Genomic DNA, 19,970 nt, shown 5'->3' with positions numbered 1-19,970 from the left:
ATCAGGCCTGCAGCGCGTCCTCTTCCTTGTGCGCGGTATGCAGCACTTCGATGAGGCAGTCCTCCAGCTCGAAGCGTTCTCGCAACAGGCCACCCAGCTTGCCCAGCTTGTCCGCGAAGCGCTCGGGGTCGGTGCACTCGCCCTTCTCGCAATGGTCATTGAAAGCCAGCGCGATCTGGGTGCTGTCATCGATACGCGGGTTGATCTGTGTGGCAAGCTCCAGGGCCTTGGTATCGCCAAAGGCCTTGGCTTCGCTGACCAGCTGCTCGCTGACTTCGAAGTGCCAGGCCGAGACATAGTCGACCAGGAGCGCGCAAAAATCGCGGTTCTTGTCCTTGTCGGCAAAGGCCGGCTTGGCATCGCGCAAGGCGCGGAAGGCATGCACCAACTCCTGGCGCTCCTCCAGCCAACGATCGATCAGCTTGTGAACACCGCCCCAGCGTTCCTGGGCGTTCTGGCAACTATCGAGCATGGCGATCTCTTCCCTTCTGGGTAGATGCCGCTGCACCTCGCGACACAACACCGTGGCACAAAGGTGACGTCAGCAAACGGCATCGAGCAGTTGTATTTTCGGTAAGCGTGCTGGGAGATTATTCCCGTGCGACCTGCCCTTCAAGGTACGCAGCAGACTAAGTTCATACAAGCGTTTAATCCCGCCGTCGGCCACCGCTGGTCGCGCAATCCCAGGTGCATTGCCGTGGATCAACCCGCCGCGTCCTGGCGCAATCGATACAGCACCAGCCACGACAACGGCACCGCCGCCAGCAACAGGAACGCCAGCAGGCTCCATTCCGGCAGGGTCAGGTCGAGGAAGCTCCAGTTGACCGACACGCAGTCCGGGCTGCCCAGCAGGAATGCCTGCAGGATCTCGCTCCACGGGCGTTCGACCACATGCGCCAGGGGCAGGTGGCAACCACTGGCGGGCAGCGGCTCGGCCTGCAGCCAGACATGCCGCCCGGCCAGCAAGGCGCCAGCCAACGCGAACAGCAGCGCCAGCCAGGCAGGCCAGCGGCGGCCGCCAGCGTGGAACATGGCAACCAGGCAGGCCAGCGCAAAACAGCCCAGCATCAGGCGCTGGCTGAAACACAACGCGCAGGGGTCCAGGCCGACCACGTTTTCGAGACGAAACGATGCGACCAGCACCGCCACGGCGGCCAGGAAGGCGGGAAGGAACGAGCTGCGCAAGCAGGCCAGCGACATGGGCAGAAGTGATCCGAAAATGAAGGAAGTGGTGTGAAACGGTAGAGGAAAGGGGCGCTTTGTATCAAGGCGCTACAGTGCAGACAAGTCGCTGAATGGCTAGGGAATCATTTTCGCGGAACGTGGGAATATTCCGACGCGGACGAAGGACGATTCGACGCCCTCTACGCAGAGGGCGTCTTGAGTCATCGCTCATCAGATAATGCAACGCGCCGCTGGCAAAACATCGCACCGGCACAAGCAGGTATGCCCGCGATGCGCGACAGGTCCATCCCTTTCAAGGTCTTTGCGCTTTTTCGGATATGGCCGCTTCAATTCAATATTGCCGGGGCTGCTTTGCAGCCCATTCGCGGCACAAGGCCGCTCCTACAGGATTGCGCGATCACCTGTAGGAGCGGCCTTGTGCCGCGAAAGGGTCGCAAAGCGACCCCGGCGAGTCCAAGTCGAACGCCCCTTCTCAACACCTTGAAAGGGTTGGGTCTCAGGCCCGAACCCCCTCCGGCAGCGGCAACGCCAGCAGGCGCTCATCCAGCAGCCCCAGGCCCTCCTGGAACAGCTGATTGCTGCGCTCGGTCTCGCCGAGACCGGCCAGCAAGCGTGCCAACTCGGCGCAGGTTTCCGGATTACGCTCCAGGCGCAGACTGCTTTCCAGATAGTCCCGCGCCTTGCCCCACAAGCGGTTCTGCAGGCTCAGCCGGCCGAGGGTGAGCAGCAGGCTAGGATCCTGCGGATGCTCCTTCAGCCAGCCTTCGGCCGTCTGCAGCTGGCGCGCCGGATCGTCGCCGCGCACCAGCCCGTAAAGGCGCGCCAGATGGCTTTCGTAGCCGCGCTTGAGCGCGCCGCGAAGCACCTGTTCGGCCTCGCCCTGGGCACCGACCTGACGCAGTTGCTCGGCATAGGCCGACACCAGTTGCGGTTCCTGGCGCTGGGCATTGGTCAGCTGCTGCCAGGCGCGCTCGAGCGCCTGGCGTGCCGTCTGCGGATCCTCGCCACGGGCCGCCGCCAGGCCCAGGTTCTGGCCCCAGGCGCGCTGCTCCAGGTCAGCCAGTTCCGCCGCAGGCAACACCTTGTGCTTGCGCAGGTCCGGCAGCAGGCGGATCAACGCCGGCCAGTCGCCCCTCTCCAGGTGCAGGCGCTGCAACAGGCGCAGCACCTGGGCGTTGTGCGGATGACGCTCCTGCATCGCCTGCAGGGCCTCCAGGGCACCCTCGCTCTCGCCCCGGTCCATCTGCAATTGGGCATGGGTCAGGGCGACGGCGAGCTCGGCCTGGGGCTGGCGTTCCAGGGCGCGTTCGAGCAGATTGTCGCGTTCCTCGACCCGTCCCTGTTCGTTGGCGGCACGCGCGGCGCCGAGGTAGTAGAGCAGCGGCTGGCGGTCGGACTCGGCAGCACGCTGCAAGTGCCGCTGGGCACTGGCCCAGCGCCCCTCGGCCAGGTCCAGCTGGCCTTGCTCGACAGCGATACGGGTGCGGCGGCTGCGATTGCGTCGCGACCACGGGTTGACCACCCCGGACGAAGTCAGCACCAGCCCGACCAGGTAACGCACCAGCAACAGCAGCAGGATGATACCGACCAACGCGCCGAGCGCCGCCCACAGTCCCGACTGGTAGCGGAAGCTGCCGTAGGCGATCAGTACGTAGCCACTGTGCTTGGCGATCGCGATGCCCAGCGCCGCGGCGACGACAATCGCCAATACCGCCAGCAGGTAGACACGCTTCATGGCTTGGCCCCTTCGGCGGCAGCCGGCAGGTGGCGACGCTGGATATAGGCCTGCACTGCGGCCAGGCTCTCGCTCAGGTCAGGCGTGACCACCGACACTGGCTGTTCGGCCAGCTGGTTGAGGTTGTCGAGCATCGCCTTGCTTTGCGGGTTGTCCGGGTTGAAGTTGGCCAGCAACACGCTGCGCGCATCGTCCAGGGCCTGGGCATAGACCTTGGCCTCGCCGTTGAGCGCCGCCCACTGCGCCTGCTCGATGGTCAGGCTCAGGGCCAGGCGCAGCTGGTTGAGCGACTGCCCGGACAGCAACGGGCGCACGTTGTCGTCGGCATTGAACTCGATCTGGAAGTACTTGGAGATCTCGGCCCACCACTGCGACCAGCGGCTGGCGCCATCGCCATCGGCGGTCAGCGCGCCCATGGCGTCAGCCTTGCTGTCGAATTCCGGCGACTGGGCACTGAGCTGCTGCACCAGCTCGCGTTGCGCGGCGAGCTTGAGGAACAGCCCGGTGCGATCCGGCTGCTCGGTGCCGGATAGCGTCGCCAGGCTGCGGGCCAACTGTTCGCGGGCGGCGAAGGCGCCGGGATCGCTCTGCTCGCGAAGGATCTCATCGGCACCTTCGACCAGCGCCTTGGCGCTGGTGATGTCCTGCAACGCCGACAGGCGCAGGGTGGCCAGGCGCAGCAGGTGCTCGGCCTCGGCCAGGCGCCACTCCTTGCGGCTCTCCCCGAGCACGGTCTCCAGGCGCTGGCTCAGGCGTTGCTGGTCGCCCTGCAGTTGCGCCACCAGGCGCCGGCGGTCTTCCAGCTCACTGGCCGCCGGCAGGCTGCCCAGCTGCGCACTGAGCTGCTGCTCACGCTGCTGCAGCGCGTCGGCGCGCTGATTGAGCGCTTGCAGGTGTTCGCCCTGGTCATGCTCGCTGCCTTGCAGCTGGCGGACCTGCCAGGCGCCCCAGCCGCCAACCGCGACGCCGGCGGCGCCCAGCAGCAGGGCCAGTAGCGCCAAGCCGTTGCCGGAGCGTCGGGCGGGTTTGGCGGTGACGGATTGCGACGCTTCTGGCGCCGAGGGCTGTTCGGTGTTGGACAAGACAGTTTCGCTCACGTATCCATCCTTTGCATGGTGGCGCATCGCTCTCTAGCTTAGCGCCTTAAGAGGCAGGCGCAGCGCTTCGCTGCACGGCTGCCAGCAAGGCCGCGGCGCTGGCGCCACGGCAATCCACAATGTCTTTTGCCCCGAGTGCACGGGCCTGCTCGGCCACCCGGGGGCTGGGCACGAACAGCGGCAAGCGGGAAAACCGCGGCCAATCCGCACCTGCCAATCGATGCAAGTGTTCCAGACCCTGCCCACTGCTGACCACCAGGCCATTGAGGCGTTCCCCATCGATGCGCTGGGCGAGGGTCGTGGCGGGGTAGTGCGGCAGGCAGCGGCGATACAATTCCAGATAATCGACACTAGCACCTTGCTCGGCAAGACGCTCGGCCAGCAGTTCACGACCTCCGACACCGCGAACGATAAGGACGCGGGGTGCCGGCACGGCCATAGCCTCGCGCAGGGCGGGCAGTGCGAGCAAGGCTTCGCTGTCATCGCCGGCCGCCGGAAAGGCCACCTGCAACCGGTGCTCCTGAAGGATCCGCGCCGTCGCCTCGCCCACCGTGAACCAACCGGCGGACGGCGGCGTCACCCCTGTCTCGGCGAGCTGCTCCAACAGCAGGCGGGCCGCCGGCTTGCTGACCACGATGATGGCCCGGGCCTCGCCGATCGCCCGCAGGCGCTGCACCTGCTCAGGGCCTGGAGCAATCGCCTCGATCACCAGCAACGGCAGGCTGGCGCTGGCGATGCCCGCGTCGGCCAGGGTCTGCGCCAGCGCCGCACAGTCCTCTTCAGGCCGGGTCAGCAGCAGGCGCCAGGGGCTCACGGGTGGCCGGCCTCGCCGTAGACTTCCTTGAGGATCGCCTCGGCGCCCTGCCCGAGCAGGTCTTCGGCGACCTGCACGCCCAGGCGCTCGGCATCGGCACGCGGCGCCCGGGCCTCGGCCACCAGCAAGATGCCGCCGGAGGGCTGCCCGACCAGGCCGCGCAGCCACAGCTGCTCGCCTTCGAGCACCGCGTAGCAGGCGATCGGCACCTGGCAGCCGCCATTGAGGCGCTTGTTCAGGGCACGCTCGGCCACCACCCGGTCGGCGGTGTCGGCATGGTGCAACGGCGCCAGCAAGGCATGAATCTCGGCGTCGGCGCTGCGGCATTCGATGCCCACCGCGCCCTGGCCGCCCGCCGGCAGGCTGTCATCGACGCTGATGGAGGCAGTGATGCGGTCCTCGAAGCCGAGGCGGATCAGGCCGGCGGCGGCGAGGATGATGGCGTCGTACTCGCCGGCATCGAGCTTGGCCAGGCGGGTGTTGACGTTGCCGCGCAGGAAGCGGATTTCGAGGTCGGGCCGGCGCGCCAGCAACTGGGCTTGGCGGCGCAGGCTGGAAGTGCCGACGATGCTGCCGGCCGGCAAGGCCTCAAGACTGGCGAAGTTGTTGGAAACGAAGGCGTCGCGCGGGTCTTCACGCTCGCAGATGCAGTACAGGCCCAGGCCCTCGGGGAAGTCCATGGGGACATCCTTCATCGAGTGCACGGCGATATCGGCCTCGTTGTCGAGCAGGGCGGTTTCCAGCTCCTTGACGAACAGGCCCTTGCCGCCGATCTTCGCCAGCGGCGCGTCGAGCAGCTTGTCGCCGCGGCTGACCATTGGCACCAGGGTCACCAGAAGGCCGGGATGCGCCTGTTCCAGGCGGGCTTTGACGTATTCGGCCTGCCACAGGGCCAAGGCACTTTTACGGGTGGCAATGCGGATTTCGCGAGTGGACATGAAACGCACCGATCCAGAGAAATACCGCCGATGATAACAGCTCCTCCGGTTGTGCCCGCAGATTCAGATCAGCAATCACGCTCCCTGCACAGTCGATACTGGTCGCGATTTGCGTGGGAGCGGGCTTGGCCCGCGATTGCGATGGCGGATCTTGCACTGCTATCGCGGGGCAAGCCCGCTCCCACGTTCCCTGAGGCCTTTCAGTGCAGGCTCTGCATCATCTTGCGCACCCCCGCCACATGGCGGCGGCTGACGGTCAGGGCGTCGCCTTCCAGGCCCTTGAGATAGAGCTGGAAATGCCCCAGCGGCGTGCGCTGCAGGCGCTCGATGCGCTCACGGGCGACCAGCGCGTTGCGGTGGATGCGCACGAAACGCTCGCCAAACTCGTCCTCCAGGGCCTTGAGCGGTTCATCGAGCAGTACCTCGCCCGCTTCATGGCGCAGGGTGACGTACTTGTGGTCGGCGATGAAGTAGATGACCTGGGGAATGGGGATCAACTCGATGCCTTTGCGGGTACGGGCACTGATATGGCTGCGCGGGCCGCCACCGGCCTCGCCGGCCGGGCGGGTCAGCGCCGCCAGTTGGGCACGGTTGGGTTTTTCCGCCCGGCGCAGGGCGTCGCGCAGGGCCTGGGGCTGGATGGGCTTCTCGACATGGCTCAGGGTGCTGTCCCTGAAGGCTTCGCTGCCGTATTCATCGTCGCCGGTGCAGAACACCACCGCCGGCGGCGACTCGCGCTCGCACAGCCGGGCGGCGACCTGCAGGCCATCGAGGCCCGGCATGCCGATATCCAGCAGCACTACATCGGGCTTTAGGCTTTCGATCAGGGTCAGGGCCTCCTCGCCGTTGGTGGCGCTGGGCTCCATCACGGTGTAACCCTCCAGCTCGCCAAGCAGCCGGCTCAGGCGCTCGCGGCCCAGGGGTTCATCATCAACGATCAGGACATTCATAATTGCGCTGGATTCCTGAGTGAGTCTCGCACGGGTATAGCGTAGACAAGTGTGGGGCGACCGAAACGCGGTCACGCTACAGACCGGTGCGAAGGCCAAAGATTCACTGGTCTGGCAGATTCACCGCCAGTCCTTTGTCCAACTGTAGACGCTCCGTGGAACACTGCCGTTCAATCGTTGAATATGCCGCACCCCCTTGTAACCGGACGATTCTCGCGACCAGCGCCCTGCGGCGGCGGGCGCAACCCTGCTATGATCGCGACACTTTTTCCGTTCACGCCTTCAACGAGTGAATCCATGAGCACCGACAAGACCAATCAGTCCTGGGGCGGCCGCTTCAGTGAGCCCGTCGACGCCTTCGTCGCCCGCTTCACCGCCTCGGTCGATTTCGACAAGCGCCTGTACCGCCACGACATCATGGGTTCGATCGCCCACGCCACCATGCTGGCGCAGGTCGGCGTCCTCACCGATGCCGAGCGCGACACCATCATCGATGGCCTGAAGACCATCCAGGGCGAAATCGAGGCCGGCACCTTCGACTGGCGCGTCGACCTCGAAGACGTGCACATGAACATCGAAGCGCGCCTGACCGACCGCATTGGCATCACCGGCAAGAAGCTGCACACCGGCCGCAGCCGCAACGACCAGGTGGCCACCGACATCCGCCTGTGGCTGCGCGACGAGATCGACCTGATCCTGGCCGAGATCACTCGCCTGCAGCAGGGCCTGCTGGAGCAGGCCGAACGCGAGGCCGAGACCATCATGCCCGGCTTCACCCACCTGCAGACCGCGCAGCCGGTGACCTTCGGCCACCACCTGCTGGCCTGGTTCGAGATGCTCAGCCGCGACTACGAGCGCCTGGTGGATTGCCGCAAGCGCGCCAACCGCATGCCCCTGGGCAGCGCCGCGCTGGCCGGCACCACCTACCCGATCGACCGCGAACTGACCTGCAAGCTGCTGGGCTTCGAAGCCGTGGGCGGCAACTCGCTGGACAGCGTCTCGGACCGCGACTTCGCCATCGAATTCTGCTCGGCGGCGAGCATCGCGATGATGCACCTGTCGCGCTTCTCCGAAGAGCTGGTGCTGTGGACCAGCGCCCAGTTCCAGTTCATCGACCTGCCCGATCGCTTCTGCACCGGCAGCTCGATCATGCCGCAGAAGAAGAACCCGGACGTGCCGGAGCTGGTGCGCGGCAAGAGCGGCCGCGTGTTCGGCGCCCTGACCGGCCTGCTGACCCTGATGAAAGGCCAGCCGCTGGCCTACAACAAGGACAACCAGGAAGATAAGGAGCCGTTGTTCGACGCCGCCGACACCCTGCGCGACTCGCTGCGCGCCTTCGCCGACATGATCCCGGCGATCAAGCCCAAGCACGCGATCATGCGCGAAGCGGCCCTGCGCGGTTTCTCCACCGCCACGGACCTGGCCGACTACCTGGTGCGCCGCGGCCTGCCGTTCCGTGACTGCCACGAGATCGTCGGCCACGCCGTGAAGTACGGCGTCGATACCGGCAAGGACCTGGCCGAGATGAGCCTGGACGAGCTGCGCCAGTTCAGCGACCAGATCGAGCAGGACGTGTTTGCCGTGCTGACCCTGGAAGGCTCGGTCAACGCCCGCAACCACATCGGCGGCACCGCGCCGGCCCAGGTGCGCGCGGCAGTGGTTCGCGGCAAGGCCCTGCTGGCTTCGCGCTAAACCACAATCGCGGGGCAAGTCGCATCGGCGCACCGCCGCTCCCACCAGCCTCGCTCAGGCTCGTGGGAGCGGCGGTGCGCCGATGCGACTTGCCCCGCGATCGTTTGTGGCCTCAGCGCTTGCTCTTGATCATTTCGAGGAACGCCGGCATCGCCGCGTCCTTGTCCGCCACGATCCGCGCCATGTGCGGGTTCTCGCGCAGTTTCTCCAGCAACGCCGTCGCCTGCGGGAAATCCGCCAGGAAGTCGATGTTCAGCACCTTCTTGCCCACCGCGCAGGCCAGGTCGACCGAGAAGCAGAACATCAGGTCGGCGATGGTCAACTGCTCCCCGGCCACGTATGGCTGGAACCGTCCATTGCGCTTGAGGGTGGCGAAGCCTGCCAGCAGGTCCGCCCGCGCCCGCTCCTTGATCAGCGGCTCCACCGCCGCGCCGAAGAACGCCTCGGCGTAGCAGGTACGCGCCGGCAACTCGATATACAGCTCGATCTCCCGCAGCAGCTCGCGGACCTTGGCCTGGCCGAAGGCATCGGCTGGCAGCAGCGCCTTGCCCGGCTGGGTCTGCGCGATGTAGTCGAGGATCACCCCGGTCTCGCTGATGAAACCATGCTCGGTCTGCAGCGCCGGCACCTTGCCACGCGGGCTTTTGGCCAGGGCCTCGGGGGCCTGGCCGCCGAAGAATGGTACCTCTTCGAAGGGCACGCCTTTCTCCAGCAAAGCCAGCTTGACCATGTTGTAGTAGTTGCTGACCGCGAATCCATGAAGCTTGAGCATTGAGACAGCCTCCAAGGCCGTATGGGGTTGGCCCGGCTTTTATAGCCCCCTTCCCCACCCTTGGCCAGCGTCATGCCCGGCGTCGATGACCGGGCATTGCCGGCACGGGCGTGGCACACTGTGCATCCCACCACAGGAGTAACGCCATGAGCGAGCCCACCGACATCGACAATGACGACGAAGACTTCGCCGAGGCGACACTGACCCAGGCCATCGAGAACCAGATCGAAAGCGGCGAGCCGCCGGCGGCCAAGGCCACGTTCAACAAACTGAGCCTGGTCGGCTACGAGCGCGAGGACATCCTCAACCTCATGGCCCACGTGCTGGCCATCGAAATCGACGCCATGCTCGACGAAGACCGCCCGTTCAACACCGAATGGTACGAAACCGCCCTGCGCGCCCTGCCGGAGCTGCCACCTGAGGCGGATCAAGGCGACATCGAATAAACCTGACTACACTCCTGACTTCCATCCTTGTCTCGAAGTCAGGAGTAGCCCATGCCCTTCAACCCCGAACTGATCGCCGAACTGGAAGTGCTTGCCCAGTTCAACCTGGACAGTCACCAGGAAGGCATCAAGGTTTGTAGCGACGCCTCCCCGGCATTGGTCGCCGCAGCCAAGCGCCTGCACGACAAAGGTCTTACTGACCAACCCGACGGCGGCTACCTCACCAGCCTGGGCACTGATGCCGCCGAAAGTATGCAGTTACTCCTCAGGGTGCTTAAAACTCCGCAGCCTGCCTGAGTTCACCAAGCCCGCCCCCGTGGGAGCGGGCTTGCCCCGCGATGAGCCCCAGAGAATCGCTGTAAATCTGACGTCAAAAAGCCACCAACCCCTTATCCGACCGCCCCACTCAGGCTAAACTCGCCAGTGCTCCCCCTGCCTGCCTGAGTGCGCAATGAACCACCCCCATGAAATCCGCCCCGATCTCGACCAAGGCATCGACCGCAAGGAGCTGTCCAAGCTGCGCGCGCGTTTCCTGAAGATCAACCAGGGCCGCCTGGCACGGGCCATGGAGGGGCTGTCCACGCGCCAGCAGCAGGTCCTCACCCTGTTGCCGCTGTTCTTTCACGTCAATCACCCGCTGCTGCCGGGTTATGTCTCGGGCACCACCCCCGCTGGCGTGTCCGGCTTCGAACCCGACAGCGACCTGCTGGCCGAGGCCCAGCGCCTGACCCGCTCGTTCACCTACAAGCCGCGCCACGGCAAGCCGCCGCAACCGATCCACGGCCTGTTCCTGATGGGCAGCCTGGGCACCCTGGCCCAGGCCGAGCAGAGCGACATGGACCTGTGGGTCTGCCACGCCCCCGACCTGGACGAGCAGGCCCTGGCCGACCTGCGGCGCAAATGCCAGCTGCTCGAGGCCTGGGCCACCAGCCAGGGCGCCGAGGCGCACCTGTTCCTGATCGAGCCACGCGGCTTCGTCCAGGGCGAGCGCGACAGCCAGCTCAGCTCCGACGACTGCGGCACCACCCAGCATTACCTGCTCCTCGACGAGTTCTACCGCACCGCCATCTGGCTGGCCGGACGCACGCCGCTGTGGTGGCTGGTGCCGGTCTACCAGGAGCACAACTACCGCGACTACACCCAGACCCTGCTGTCCAAGCGCTTCATCCGCGCCCAGGACGATCTCGACCTCGGCCACCTGGCGCACATCCCGTCGGGCGAGTTCGTCGGCGCCGGGCTGTGGCAGCTGTTCAAGGGCATCGACTCGCCCTACAAGTCGCTGCTCAAGCTGCTGCTCACCGAGGCCTACGCCAGCGAGCACCCGCAGGTGCGCTGCCTGAGCCTGGACTATAAGCAGGCCGTGTTCGCCAACCAGCTGGACCTGGACGAGCTCGACCCCTACGTCATGGTCTACCGGCGCATCGAACGCTACCTGCTCCAGCGTGGCGAATCGGCACGCCTGGAGCTGGCGCGGCGCAGCCTGTACCTGAAGGTGAACAAGAAGCTCAGCGACCTGGGCCGCACCCGCAGCGGCGGCTGGCAGCGCCAGCTGCTCGGGCGCCTGACCGAGGAATGGGGCTGGGACGAGCGCCAGCTGGCGCTGCTCGACAGCCGCAGCCAGTGGAAAGTGCGCCAGGTGGCGGTCGAGCGCCGTGAGCTGGTGGCCGAGCTGAACCACAGCTACCGCTTCCTGACCCAGTTCGCCCGCCTGCAGAACGCCAACAGCCGAGCCGACCAACGCGACCTCAACGTCCTCGGCCGGCGCCTGTACGCCGCCTTCGAGCGTCGGGCCGGCAAGATCGAGGTGATCAACCCGGGCATCGCCCCGGACCTGGCCGAAGACACTCTCACCCTGGTCCACTCGCCCAACCGCAAGGAACCGGGCACCCATCACTGGGGCCTGTACAACGGCAACCTGGGCGTGCACGAGTGGGAACACTTCAGCCCGATCAAGCGCTGCCGCGAGCTGCTCGAGCTGCTCACCTGGGCCCATCGCAATGGCGTGATCGACAGCGGCACACGCCTGGCCCTGCACCCTGGCGCCAGCGACCTCAGCGAGTTCGAGCTGTTCAACCTTGTCGGCAGCCTGCAGCAGAGCATCCCCCTGCCGTTGGAGACGGTCAGCGAGGTGCGCCTGCTGCAACCGAGCGTGGCCGACGAGATCCTGCTGCTGGTGAATGTCGGGGTCGATCCGCTGCGCCATCACCGCGACCTGAATATCCTGATGACCACCGAGCGCACCGACTCGCTGAGCTACGCCGGGGTGCGCGAGAACCTTGTACTGACCCTCGACCAGATCACCCTCAACAGCTGGAACGAGGTGCTGGTGCATCGCTACGACGGCGAGCATGCGCTGATGCGCTGCCTGCGCGACTTCCTCAACAGCCTGGGCCAGCGCAGCCACCGCCCGCGGGTGCGGGTGCGCTGCTACTGCCACAACCGCGCCCAGGCCATCAGCCAGCGGGTCGAGGACATCTTCGACACCGTGCAGCTGCTGCTCGACCAGGGCCTGAATCACCGCTACCTGCTGCAGGTCGCCCAGCACACCCACATCCTCGACTTGCAGCCCGGGCAAGTCACCCTGGCCAGCCTCGCCGACCATGATGCGGTGCTGGCGGCCCTAGGCGAAGAGCGCATCCGCTACAGCCCGCTGCACCTGGACGCCCACGCCTTGCAGGACCACGACCTGCCGCTGGTCCTGGGCCAGGGTCGCCCCGGCTGCATCCAGGTGTTCTACCGTCTGCTCGAAGGCTGGGCCGACCTGTACGTGCTCGACGAGCACAACGCGCTTTGGCAACAACGGTTGCCGTTGCAGGACGAGCAGCACCTGCTGCTGCCGCTGCAACGTTTCCTGCAATCGATGCTGATGCGCCGCGATGCCCAACTGCCCCTGGACAGCCTGCCGCTGGCGTCGCTGGACATCCTTTACTACCAACTGCTGCCTTCAGGCATTGGCAAGGCGCGCAGCCTGGAGCCGCGGCAGACACGGCTGGACAGCCAGAGCCAGGCGCACTACGAGGTCCAGGCGATCCTCCAGACGGGTACCGGCGACGAGGTGCATGTCACGCTCTACTGCGACCAGCAGGAGTTTTCCGAACTGGAGCACGGCGACCAGCTGTATGCCGTGGTCGCCCGGCAGATCCTGGGCCAGCGCCGCAGCAGCGGCCGTTACCGCTGCTACATCACCGACCTCGACCTGTCCGAGCTGCTGGAAGACGAGCAGGGGTCCACCAGCCTGTACCTGCGCTACAAGCGCGAGCTGGAGCAGGCGCTCAACGATGGGCTGGAACAGCTGCAGGCGCGGCTGGAGCCCTGATTTTCTCTGCCTTCACCGATCCCTCTGTAGGAGCGGCCTTGTGCCGCGAAAGGGCCGCGAAGCGGCCCCGGCACTATATGCCCTGGCACAGCAGGTGGGGCCGCTTCGCAGCCCTTTCGCGGCACAAGGCCGCTCCTACAGGGCATTTACGCAGCATCAGAGATCGAAATCCCCCGCCGCCTCCGGCTGGTACTCGACCGCCAGCAGCTCCAGCTTGAGGGTCTTGCCGCCCGGCGCCGGCCAGTCGATCTGGTCGCCCACCGACAACCCCAACAAGGCACAGCCGATTGGCGCGAGGATCGAGACATTGCCCTCGGGGCCGGCATCCTTCGGGTACACCAGGGTCAGGTGATAGTCCTTGCCACTGGCGATCTCGCGGCAGTGCACGCGCGAGTTCATGGTCACCACGCCGGCCGGTACTTCCTCGTGACCCACCACATTCTCGGCACGGTCCAGCTCGTCCTGCAGGGCGAGCACACCCGGGGTGCTTTCATCGAGGTCGTCGAGCAGGCGCTCAAGACGCTGCACGTCCAAGCGGGTGAGGATGAGGGAAGGCTTGGTGCTCATGATCCAGTCAGACTCCTTTGAACAGGCAATTTTCAACAGGCAGATAAAGCAAAACCCCGCCCAAGGGCGGGGTTTGCGAAATGCTGTGGCGTCATCGACGCAGACCCTGACACTACCACAGCGGGGCAAATACTCAAGCCCACACCTTCGTTGTGCCTATGCCGATGCCCGCGATTTCAGGGCCAGCGCCTCACGACAGATCTGCCGGCGCCGCTCGTCATCGGCCGAGCGCCACTCGCGGATATGCTCGACGTGGCGGTGGCAGCCGGTGCAGACCTTGTGCTCATCCAGCCGACATATGCTGATACAAGGTGACGGCACCGCCGGGCTCACGTTGCTGTAGAGCGGCTTGGGTGGCCGGGGCAGGTCGCTCATCTCAGATCTCGTCGAAGTCCAGCTTCTCGCCGGCGCGCTCCCAGACGATGCGCTCGAGCATCTCGCCCAGCAGCTCTTCGCTCTTCTCGCAGACCCACTTGCCGCTCTCTTCGTCGTAGTCGAAGTGGAAGCCGCCGGACTTGTCCGCCAGCCACAGCTGGCGCAGCGGCTCCTGGCGGCTGAAGATCAGCTGGCTGCCGTTGTCGAACTTGACGGTGAGAACGCCGGCGGAGTTCTCCATGTCCAGGTCCATGCCGCTTTCATCGAACAGGTCTTCCAGGGCCTGTTGGGTCGCATCGACCAGGTCGTGGAAACGCGCTTCGCTCAAACTCATTGCAGGGACCTCGAAAAATGGCTGTACACACGCAAGCCGGGCACGATAAGGGCGAACGCCTCAAGCTACAAGCTAATCGCTGTAAGAAAAAGCCGCATGTCCTTCGGTCGCCCACGCCCGCCGAGCGGGGGCGCCCCTTGCATAGGCAATCAGGTGGGCGCTCGGTATACTCGGCCGCAATACTGCATATTTCCAAGGATTTCACCCATGAAACGCCTGATTTCCTCCCTCGCGGCGCTGGTCGCGGTTGCCTGCCTCGTTTCGGCCTGCGGTCAGAAAGGCCCCCTGTACCTGCCTGAAGACGGCAAGGACGGCAAAGGCCCGCGCAAATCGCACCAGCATGCCAAGCCTGTCCAGCCGCAACCGGTGCTGGTGCAGCCGCAAGAGCAGCCAGAAGAGTCGCCCGCGCAGTAAGGAAATCTCATGGACGCATTCAACTACCGCGGCGGCGAGCTGTTCGCGGAAGGGGTGGCCCTGACGGCGATCGCCGAACGCTTCGGCACGCCCACCTACGTGTACTCGCGCGCCCATATCGAGGCCCAGTACCGCAGCTACACCGACGCCCTGCAAGGGGTCGAGCACCTGGTCTGCTTCGCGGTCAAGGCCAACTCCAACCTGGGCGTGCTGAACCTGCTGGCGCGCCTCGGCGCGGGCTTCGACATCGTCTCGGGCGGTGAGCTGGAGCGCGTCCTGGCTGCCGGCGGGCGCGCCGATCGCGTGGTGTTCTCCGGGGTCGGCAAGACCCGTGAAGACATGCGCCGCGCCCTGGAAGTGGGCGTGCACTGCTTCAACGTCGAGTCCACCGACGAGCTCGAGCGCCTCCAGGTCGTTGCCGCCGAAATGGGCAAGACGGCCCCGGTTTCGCTACGTGTGAATCCGGACGTCGACGCCGGCACCCATCCGTACATTTCCACCGGCCTCAAAGAGAACAAGTTCGGCATCGCCATCGCCGACGCCGAGGCAATCTACGTGCGCGCCGCGCAGTTGCCCAACCTGGATGTGGTCGGCGTCGACTGCCACATCGGCTCGCAGCTGACCACCGTCGAGCCCTTCCTCGACGCCCTCGACCGCCTGCTGGTGCTGGTCGATCGCCTGGCCGAGTGCGGCATCCACTTGCGCCACCTGGACCTCGGTGGTGGTGTCGGCGTGCGCTATCGCGACGAACAGCCACCGCTGCTGGCCGACTACATCGCCGCCATTCGCGAGCGCGTCGGCGAGCGTGACCTGACCCTGGTGTTCGAGCCGGGCCGCTACATCGTCGCCAACGGCGGCGTGCTGCTGACCCGCGTGGAATACCTCAAGCACACCGAGCACAAGGACTTCGCCATCATTGACGCGGCCATGAACGACCTGATCCGTCCTGCCCTGTACCAGGCCTGGATGGACGTCAGCGCGGTCAAGCCCCGTGACGGCGAAGGCCGCGCCTACGACCTGGTCGGCCCGATCTGCGAGACCGGCGACTTCCTGGGCAAGGACCGCGTAATGGACCTGGCCGAGGGCGACCTCCTGGCCGTCCGCTCCGCAGGCGCCTATGGTTTCGTCATGAGCTCCAACTACAACACCCGTGGCCGTTGCGCCGAAGTGTTGGTCGATGGTGACCAGGCCTTCGAAGTGCGCCGCCGTGAAACCATTGCCGAACTGTTCGCCGGCGAAAGCCTGCTGCCGGAGTGAACCCATGTTGCTGCGTTTTACCAAGATGCACGGGCTGGGCAACGACTTCATGGTCCTCGACCTGGTCAGCCAGCACGCACACATCCAACCCAAGCACGCCAAGCAATGGGGCGATCGCAATACCGGTATCGGCTTCGACCAGTTGCTGATCGTCGAGGCGCCGAACAATCCGGAAGTGGACTTCCGCTACCGGATCTTCAATGCCGACGGCTCCGAAGTCGAGCAGTGCGGCAACGGCGCGCGCTGCTTCGCCCGCTTCGTGCTGGACAAGCGCCTGACCGCCAAGAAGCGCATTCGCGTCGAGACCAAGGGCGGCATCATCGAGCTCGATGTGCGCAACGACGGCCAGATCTGCGTCGACATGGGCCCGCCGCGCTTCGTGCCGGCCGATATCCCGTTCATTGCCGACGAGCAGGCCAGCAGCTACGCGCTGGAAGTCGATGGCCAGGTGCACCAGATAGCCGCCGTGTCCATGGGCAACCCGCATTCGGTACTGCGCGTCGACGACGTGCGCAGTGCGCCGGTTCATGAGCTGGGGCCGAAGATCGAGCATCACCCGCGCTTCCCGCAGCGGGTCAATGCTGGCTTCATCCAGGTGGTCGACCGCCACCGCGCCAACCTGCGGGTATGGGAGCGTGGCGCCGGCGAGACCCAGGCCTGCGGTACCGGCGCCTGCGCCGCGGCCGTGGCGGCGATCAGCCAGGGCTGGATGGACTCGCCGGTGACCATCGACCTGCCGGGTGGCCGTCTGAGCATCGAGTGGGCAGGCCCTGGCAAACCGGTGCTGATGACCGGCCCTGCAGTCCGCGTGTTCGAAGGACAAGTTCGTCTCTAAGCGAGTATCCGCCATGACCGATCAGCCTAACGTTGCATCCCCGCAGGCCAGTGAGCTCGATGCCGAAGCGGTGGTCGCCTACCTGCGCGACCACCCGACCTTCTTCGCCGAGCACGACGAACTGCTGCTCGAACAGCGCATCCCCCACCAGCGCGGCGATAGCGTGTCGCTGGTGGAGCGCCAGCTCAAGCTGCTGCGCGACCGCAACATCGAGATGCGCCATCGCCTGTCGCAGCTGATGGACGTGGCCCGCGACAACGACCGGCTGTTCGACAAGACCCGCCGGCTGATCCTCGACCTGCTCGACGCCGGCACCCTCGAAGAGGTGGTGATGGCGGTCGAGGACAGCCTGCGCCAGGAATTCCAGGTGCCCTTCGTCAGCCTGATCCTGTTCGGCGAAAACGCCGCGCCCGTGGGCCGCTGGGTCTCCGGTGCCGAGGCGCAACAGGCCATCGGTGGCCTGATCGGCGGCGGCAAGACCATCAGCGGCAGCCTGCGCGAGCATGAGCTGGCCTTCCTGTTCGGTGATGCCCAGCACAAGGAAGTCGGTTCCAGCGCCGTGGCCACCCTCGAGTACCAGGGCCTGCACGGCGTGCTGGCGATCGGCAGCCGCGACCCGCAGCACTACAAGAGCAGCGTCGGCACCCTGTTCCTCAGCTACATCGCCGAGGTGCTTGGCCGCGTGGTGCCGCGCTTCACCCAGACGCTGCGCTCGGTGCGCTGATGGAACGCCAGCTGGAGGCTTATTGCGCTCACCTGCGCAACGAGCGCCAGGTGTCCGAGCACACCCTGCTGGCCTACCGTCGCGACCTCGAGAAAGTCATCGAATTCTGCAACACCCAGGGCATCGCCGGCTGGGGCGCCCTGCAGGTCCAGCAGCTACGCCAGCTGGTCGCCCGCCAGCACCACCATGGCCAGTCCTCGCGCAGCCTGGCGCGCCTGCTTTCGGCGGTGCGCGGCCTGTACCGCTTCCTCAACCGCGAAGGCGATTGCCAGCACGACCCGGCCAACGGCCTGGCGCCGCCCAAGGGTGAGCGGCGCCTGCCCAAGGTGCTGGACACCGACCGCGCCCTGCAACTGCTCGATGGCGGCGTCGACGACGAATTCATCGCCCGTCGCGACCAGGCGATCCTCGAACTGTTCTACTCGTCCGGCCTGCGCCTGTCGGAGCTGACCGGGCTCGACCTTGAACACCTGGACCTGGCCGCCGGGCTGGTGCAGGTGCACGGCAAGGGCGGCAAGAGCCGCGTGTTGCCGGTCGGCCGCAAGGCCCGCGAGGCGATGCAGGCGTGGCTCAAGCTGCGCGGTATCGCCGGCCCACGGGACGGCGCGTTGTTCCTCAGCCGCCAGGGCAAGCGCCTCGGCCCCCGCGCCATCCAGCTGCGGGTGAAGGCCGCCGGCGAGCGCGAGCTCGGCCAGCACCTGCACCCGCACATGCTTCGCCATTCCTTCGCCAGCCACCTGCTGGAATCGTCCCAGGACCTGCGCGCGGTGCAGGAGATGCTCGGTCATGCCGACATCAGTACCACGCAGATCTATACCCACCTGGACTTCCAGCACCTGGCCGCGGTGTACGACAGCGCCCACCCTCGGGCCAAACGCAGCAAGGACACGGACTCATGAGCATCAAGCTGATCACCTTCGACCTGGACGACACCCTCTGGGACACCGCGCCGGTCATCGCCAGCGCCGAAGTCGTCCTGCGCGACTGGCTCGAAGCCAACGCGCCGATCCTCGGCGGCGTGCAGGTGGAGCACCTGTTCGCCATCCGCGAGCGCCTGGTACAGGCCGAGCCGGGCCTCAAGCACCGTATCAGCGCCCTGCGCCGGCGGGTGCTGTTCCACGCCCTGGAAGAGGTCGGCTACAGCGAGAAACACGCCCAGGAGCTGGCCAACGAAGGTTTTGAAGTGTTCCTGCATGCCCGGCACCAGGTCGAGGTGTTCCCCGAGGTGCAGCCGGTGCTGGAGATCCTGCGCCACCACTACACCCTCGGCGTGGTCACCAATGGCAATGCCGACGTGCGCCGCCTGGGACTGGCGGACTACTTCCGCTTCGCCCTGTGCGCCGAGGACCTGGGCATCGGCAAACCGGACCCGGCACCGTTCCTCGAAGCGCTGAAGCGCGGCGAGGTGGACGCGGGGGCGGCGGTGCACGTCGGCGACCACCCGGGCGACGACATCGCTGGCGCCCAGCGCGCCGGGTTGCGGGCGGTGTGGTTCAACCCGCAACACAAGCCCTGGAGCGGCGAGCAAGCGCCGGATGCCGAGATCCAGCGGCTGTCGCAGTTGCCCGATGTGCTCGCGCGCTGGCGCTGAGCAGGCTTCGCTATCCCTGTAGGAGCGGCCTTGTGCCGCGAAAGGGCTGCGCAGCGGCCCCAGGATTTTAGTATCGACAACGACCCTGGGGCCGCTTTGCGACCCTTTCGCGGCACAAGGCCGCTCCTACAGAGACCGTGCCAACCTGACAGGCACAAAAAAGCCCGCAGCGACGGCGGGCTTTTTTGCGTTCAGCCACTCAGATAGGGCGGCTGCCGTACTTGTTGTCCGGCTTCTTGGGCGGATCGGCGACCACGTTGGCCTCCACTTCCTGCACCTTGCCACCGCGCGACAGGAACTCTTCCATCGCCTTGGCCAGCGCATCGCGCTCTTTCTGCTTGGCTTCCATGCTCGGCATCTCGTCTACCGAGACCGCCGCCTTGGACTTGCCCTTGGCCGCCGGAGCCGGGCTGCTGTCGTCGTCGCCGGAGTCTTCCGCGCCGTCGTCAGCCGCTGCCTCAAGGCCTTCATCAGCCTCGTCTTCGTCGCCTACCTCGAGGTCGTCATTTTCCAGATCGTCGTCGCTCATGTTCTACCTCATGACTTGCGAAAAGCAGGTTAGTTATAGACCGGTGCAGCCGTAGACCGGCAGCCACCAGTGAAAATTCAACTGGCCGTGGATTGGCCACTGCCCTGGGTGTCCACCCCCTCATGGGGGGTCCGGCACCCTGCAGGCCCTGCTCCTGGCAAGGCCTGACAAAATTTTTTGAGCCCTTGCTGGCCACAGGCTATTGGCAAGCCTAGCAAAGGGTAGCGAAGTGTGTGGACTACTCGTCCAGCTTCCTTCGGCGCGCATTCTAGCGCGCTCGCAGAAAAAGCAAAGCACCAGAAACACCCGATGGCTTGTAAGTTTTAACCCCAGGTCGCGATCAGCGCAGGGAAACCGTTTGCCCCAGGCCAAACGGTAAATTACAGGCAAAAAAATGCC

22 protein-coding genes are annotated in these 19,970 nt (G+C 65.9%); 10 read left to right on the top strand and 12 right to left on the bottom strand.

Annotated elements, in window-relative coordinates:
• Position 1 precedes the first annotated feature (1 nt).
• The 7 genes from NMG10_RS04625 to NMG10_RS04595 form a co-directional block, all read right to left on the bottom strand.
• The gene (locus NMG10_RS04625; RefSeq protein ID WP_050703285.1) at positions 2-472 is read right to left on the bottom strand and encodes an Rsd/AlgQ family anti-sigma factor; all 471 of its coding nucleotides are present in this window, start codon (positions 470-472) and stop codon (positions 2-4) included.
• Between the two features lie 230 nt (positions 473-702).
• Positions 703-1,200 (bottom strand): disulfide bond formation protein B, encoded by a 498-nt coding sequence (locus NMG10_RS04620; RefSeq protein WP_232854799.1) that lies wholly within the window; start codon positions 1,198-1,200, stop codon positions 703-705.
• 481 nt (positions 1,201-1,681) lie between these two features.
• Positions 1,682-2,920: a heme biosynthesis protein HemY gene (locus tag NMG10_RS04615; protein ID WP_232854798.1), complete on the bottom strand. Its 1,239-nt coding sequence runs from the start codon at positions 2,918-2,920 to the stop codon at positions 1,682-1,684.
• Complete coding sequence (locus tag NMG10_RS04610; protein WP_232854797.1) at positions 2,917-4,017, bottom strand: uroporphyrinogen-III C-methyltransferase; 1,101 nt, start codon at positions 4,015-4,017, stop codon at positions 2,917-2,919. Before NMG10_RS04610 ends, NMG10_RS04615 begins: the two co-directional genes overlap by 4 nt.
• Before the next feature lie 46 nt (positions 4,018-4,063).
• A complete protein-coding gene (locus NMG10_RS04605; RefSeq protein WP_234562472.1) occupies positions 4,064-4,831 on the bottom strand; it encodes a uroporphyrinogen-III synthase in 768 nt (255 codons plus the stop codon).
• Positions 4,828-5,769: a hydroxymethylbilane synthase gene (gene hemC / locus NMG10_RS04600; RefSeq protein ID WP_232854795.1), complete on the bottom strand. Its 942-nt coding sequence runs from the start codon at positions 5,767-5,769 to the stop codon at positions 4,828-4,830. The genes NMG10_RS04605 and hemC overlap by 4 nt, the downstream gene beginning before the upstream one ends.
• Positions 5,770-5,969: 200 nt before the next feature.
• Entirely contained in the window at positions 5,970-6,719 is a 750-nt protein-coding gene (locus tag NMG10_RS04595; protein WP_234562473.1) for a LytTR family DNA-binding domain-containing protein, read from the bottom strand.
• A gap of 297 nt (positions 6,720-7,016) precedes the next feature.
• Between NMG10_RS04595 and argH the strand changes: the two genes are divergently transcribed.
• Entirely contained in the window at positions 7,017-8,411 is a 1,395-nt protein-coding gene (gene argH, locus NMG10_RS04590; protein WP_254463884.1) for an argininosuccinate lyase, read from the top strand.
• A gap of 112 nt (positions 8,412-8,523) precedes the next feature.
• Here argH and NMG10_RS04585 read toward each other — a convergent pair whose 3' ends face one another.
• Positions 8,524-9,183 carry a glutathione S-transferase gene (locus tag NMG10_RS04585; RefSeq protein WP_234561863.1) on the bottom strand — a complete coding sequence of 220 codons (660 nt, stop codon included), beginning with the start codon at positions 9,181-9,183 and terminating at the stop codon, positions 8,524-8,526.
• A gap of 146 nt (positions 9,184-9,329) precedes the next feature.
• On the opposite strand from NMG10_RS04585, the gene NMG10_RS04580 reads away from it, so the two are divergent.
• The 3 genes from NMG10_RS04580 (at position 9,330) to NMG10_RS04570 (ending at position 12,945) form a co-directional block, all read left to right on the top strand.
• The gene (locus NMG10_RS04580) at positions 9,330-9,629 is read left to right on the top strand and encodes a hypothetical protein (RefSeq protein ID WP_203648973.1); all 300 of its coding nucleotides are present in this window, start codon (positions 9,330-9,332) and stop codon (positions 9,627-9,629) included.
• Positions 9,630-9,680: 51 nt separating this feature from the next.
• Positions 9,681-9,926: a TIGR02647 family protein gene (locus NMG10_RS04575; protein WP_050703275.1), complete on the top strand. Its 246-nt coding sequence runs from the start codon at positions 9,681-9,683 to the stop codon at positions 9,924-9,926.
• 154 nt (positions 9,927-10,080) lie between these two features.
• Entirely contained in the window at positions 10,081-12,945 is a 2,865-nt protein-coding gene (locus tag NMG10_RS04570; protein ID WP_254463883.1) for a class I adenylate cyclase, read from the top strand.
• Positions 12,946-13,101: 156 nt separating this feature from the next.
• Here NMG10_RS04570 and rnk read toward each other — a convergent pair whose 3' ends face one another.
• The 3 genes from rnk to cyaY form a co-directional block, all read right to left on the bottom strand.
• Positions 13,102-13,512: a nucleoside diphosphate kinase regulator gene (rnk, locus tag NMG10_RS04565; protein WP_232854790.1), complete on the bottom strand. Its 411-nt coding sequence runs from the start codon at positions 13,510-13,512 to the stop codon at positions 13,102-13,104.
• Between the two features lie 156 nt (positions 13,513-13,668).
• Positions 13,669-13,887, bottom strand: coding sequence for a DUF1289 domain-containing protein (locus NMG10_RS04560; RefSeq protein ID WP_234561869.1), 219 nt, complete (start codon positions 13,885-13,887; stop codon positions 13,669-13,671).
• Position 13,888: 1 nt separating this feature from the next.
• Positions 13,889-14,221, bottom strand: coding sequence for an iron donor protein CyaY (cyaY, locus tag NMG10_RS04555; RefSeq protein WP_028688616.1), 333 nt, complete (start codon positions 14,219-14,221; stop codon positions 13,889-13,891).
• A 207-nt stretch (positions 14,222-14,428) separates the two neighbouring features.
• On the opposite strand from cyaY, the gene NMG10_RS04550 reads away from it, so the two are divergent.
• The 6 genes from NMG10_RS04550 to NMG10_RS04525 are packed head-to-tail and all read left to right on the top strand — an operon-like array spanning position 14,429 to position 19,042.
• On the top strand, positions 14,429-14,635 hold the full coding sequence (locus tag NMG10_RS04550; RefSeq protein WP_050703271.1) for a lipoprotein: 207 nt from the start codon (positions 14,429-14,431) through the stop codon (positions 14,633-14,635).
• A gap of 9 nt (positions 14,636-14,644) precedes the next feature.
• The gene (gene lysA, locus NMG10_RS04545; protein ID WP_254463882.1) at positions 14,645-15,892 is read left to right on the top strand and encodes a diaminopimelate decarboxylase; all 1,248 of its coding nucleotides are present in this window, start codon (positions 14,645-14,647) and stop codon (positions 15,890-15,892) included.
• Positions 15,893-15,896: 4 nt separating this feature from the next.
• Positions 15,897-16,727 carry a diaminopimelate epimerase gene (gene dapF, locus NMG10_RS04540; RefSeq protein WP_110734086.1) on the top strand — a complete coding sequence of 277 codons (831 nt, stop codon included), beginning with the start codon at positions 15,897-15,899 and terminating at the stop codon, positions 16,725-16,727.
• 13 nt (positions 16,728-16,740) lie between these two features.
• Positions 16,741-17,451 (top strand): DUF484 family protein, encoded by a 711-nt coding sequence (locus NMG10_RS04535; RefSeq protein ID WP_254463881.1) that lies wholly within the window; start codon positions 16,741-16,743, stop codon positions 17,449-17,451.
• On the top strand, positions 17,451-18,350 hold the full coding sequence (xerC, locus tag NMG10_RS04530; RefSeq protein WP_254463880.1) for a tyrosine recombinase XerC: 900 nt from the start codon (positions 17,451-17,453) through the stop codon (positions 18,348-18,350). The genes NMG10_RS04535 and xerC overlap by 1 nt, the downstream gene beginning before the upstream one ends.
• Positions 18,347-19,042 (top strand): HAD family hydrolase, encoded by a 696-nt coding sequence (locus NMG10_RS04525; RefSeq protein ID WP_254463879.1) that lies wholly within the window; start codon positions 18,347-18,349, stop codon positions 19,040-19,042. Before xerC ends, NMG10_RS04525 begins: the two co-directional genes overlap by 4 nt.
• 199 nt (positions 19,043-19,241) lie before the next feature.
• Here the strand turns inward: NMG10_RS04525 and sutA are convergent, their stop codons facing one another.
• Positions 19,242-19,571, bottom strand: coding sequence for a transcriptional regulator SutA (sutA, locus tag NMG10_RS04520; protein WP_110734080.1), 330 nt, complete (start codon positions 19,569-19,571; stop codon positions 19,242-19,244).
• Positions 19,572-19,970: the final 399 nt, after the last annotated feature.

The sequence above is a fragment of the Pseudomonas sp. DVZ6 genome, assembly GCF_024259445.1.
Classification (GTDB): Bacteria; Pseudomonadota; Gammaproteobacteria; order Pseudomonadales; family Pseudomonadaceae; genus Aquipseudomonas; species Aquipseudomonas peradeniyensis.
Note: the sequence above shows the minus strand (reverse complement) of the source record. Positions and strands in the feature narration are given on the sequence as shown.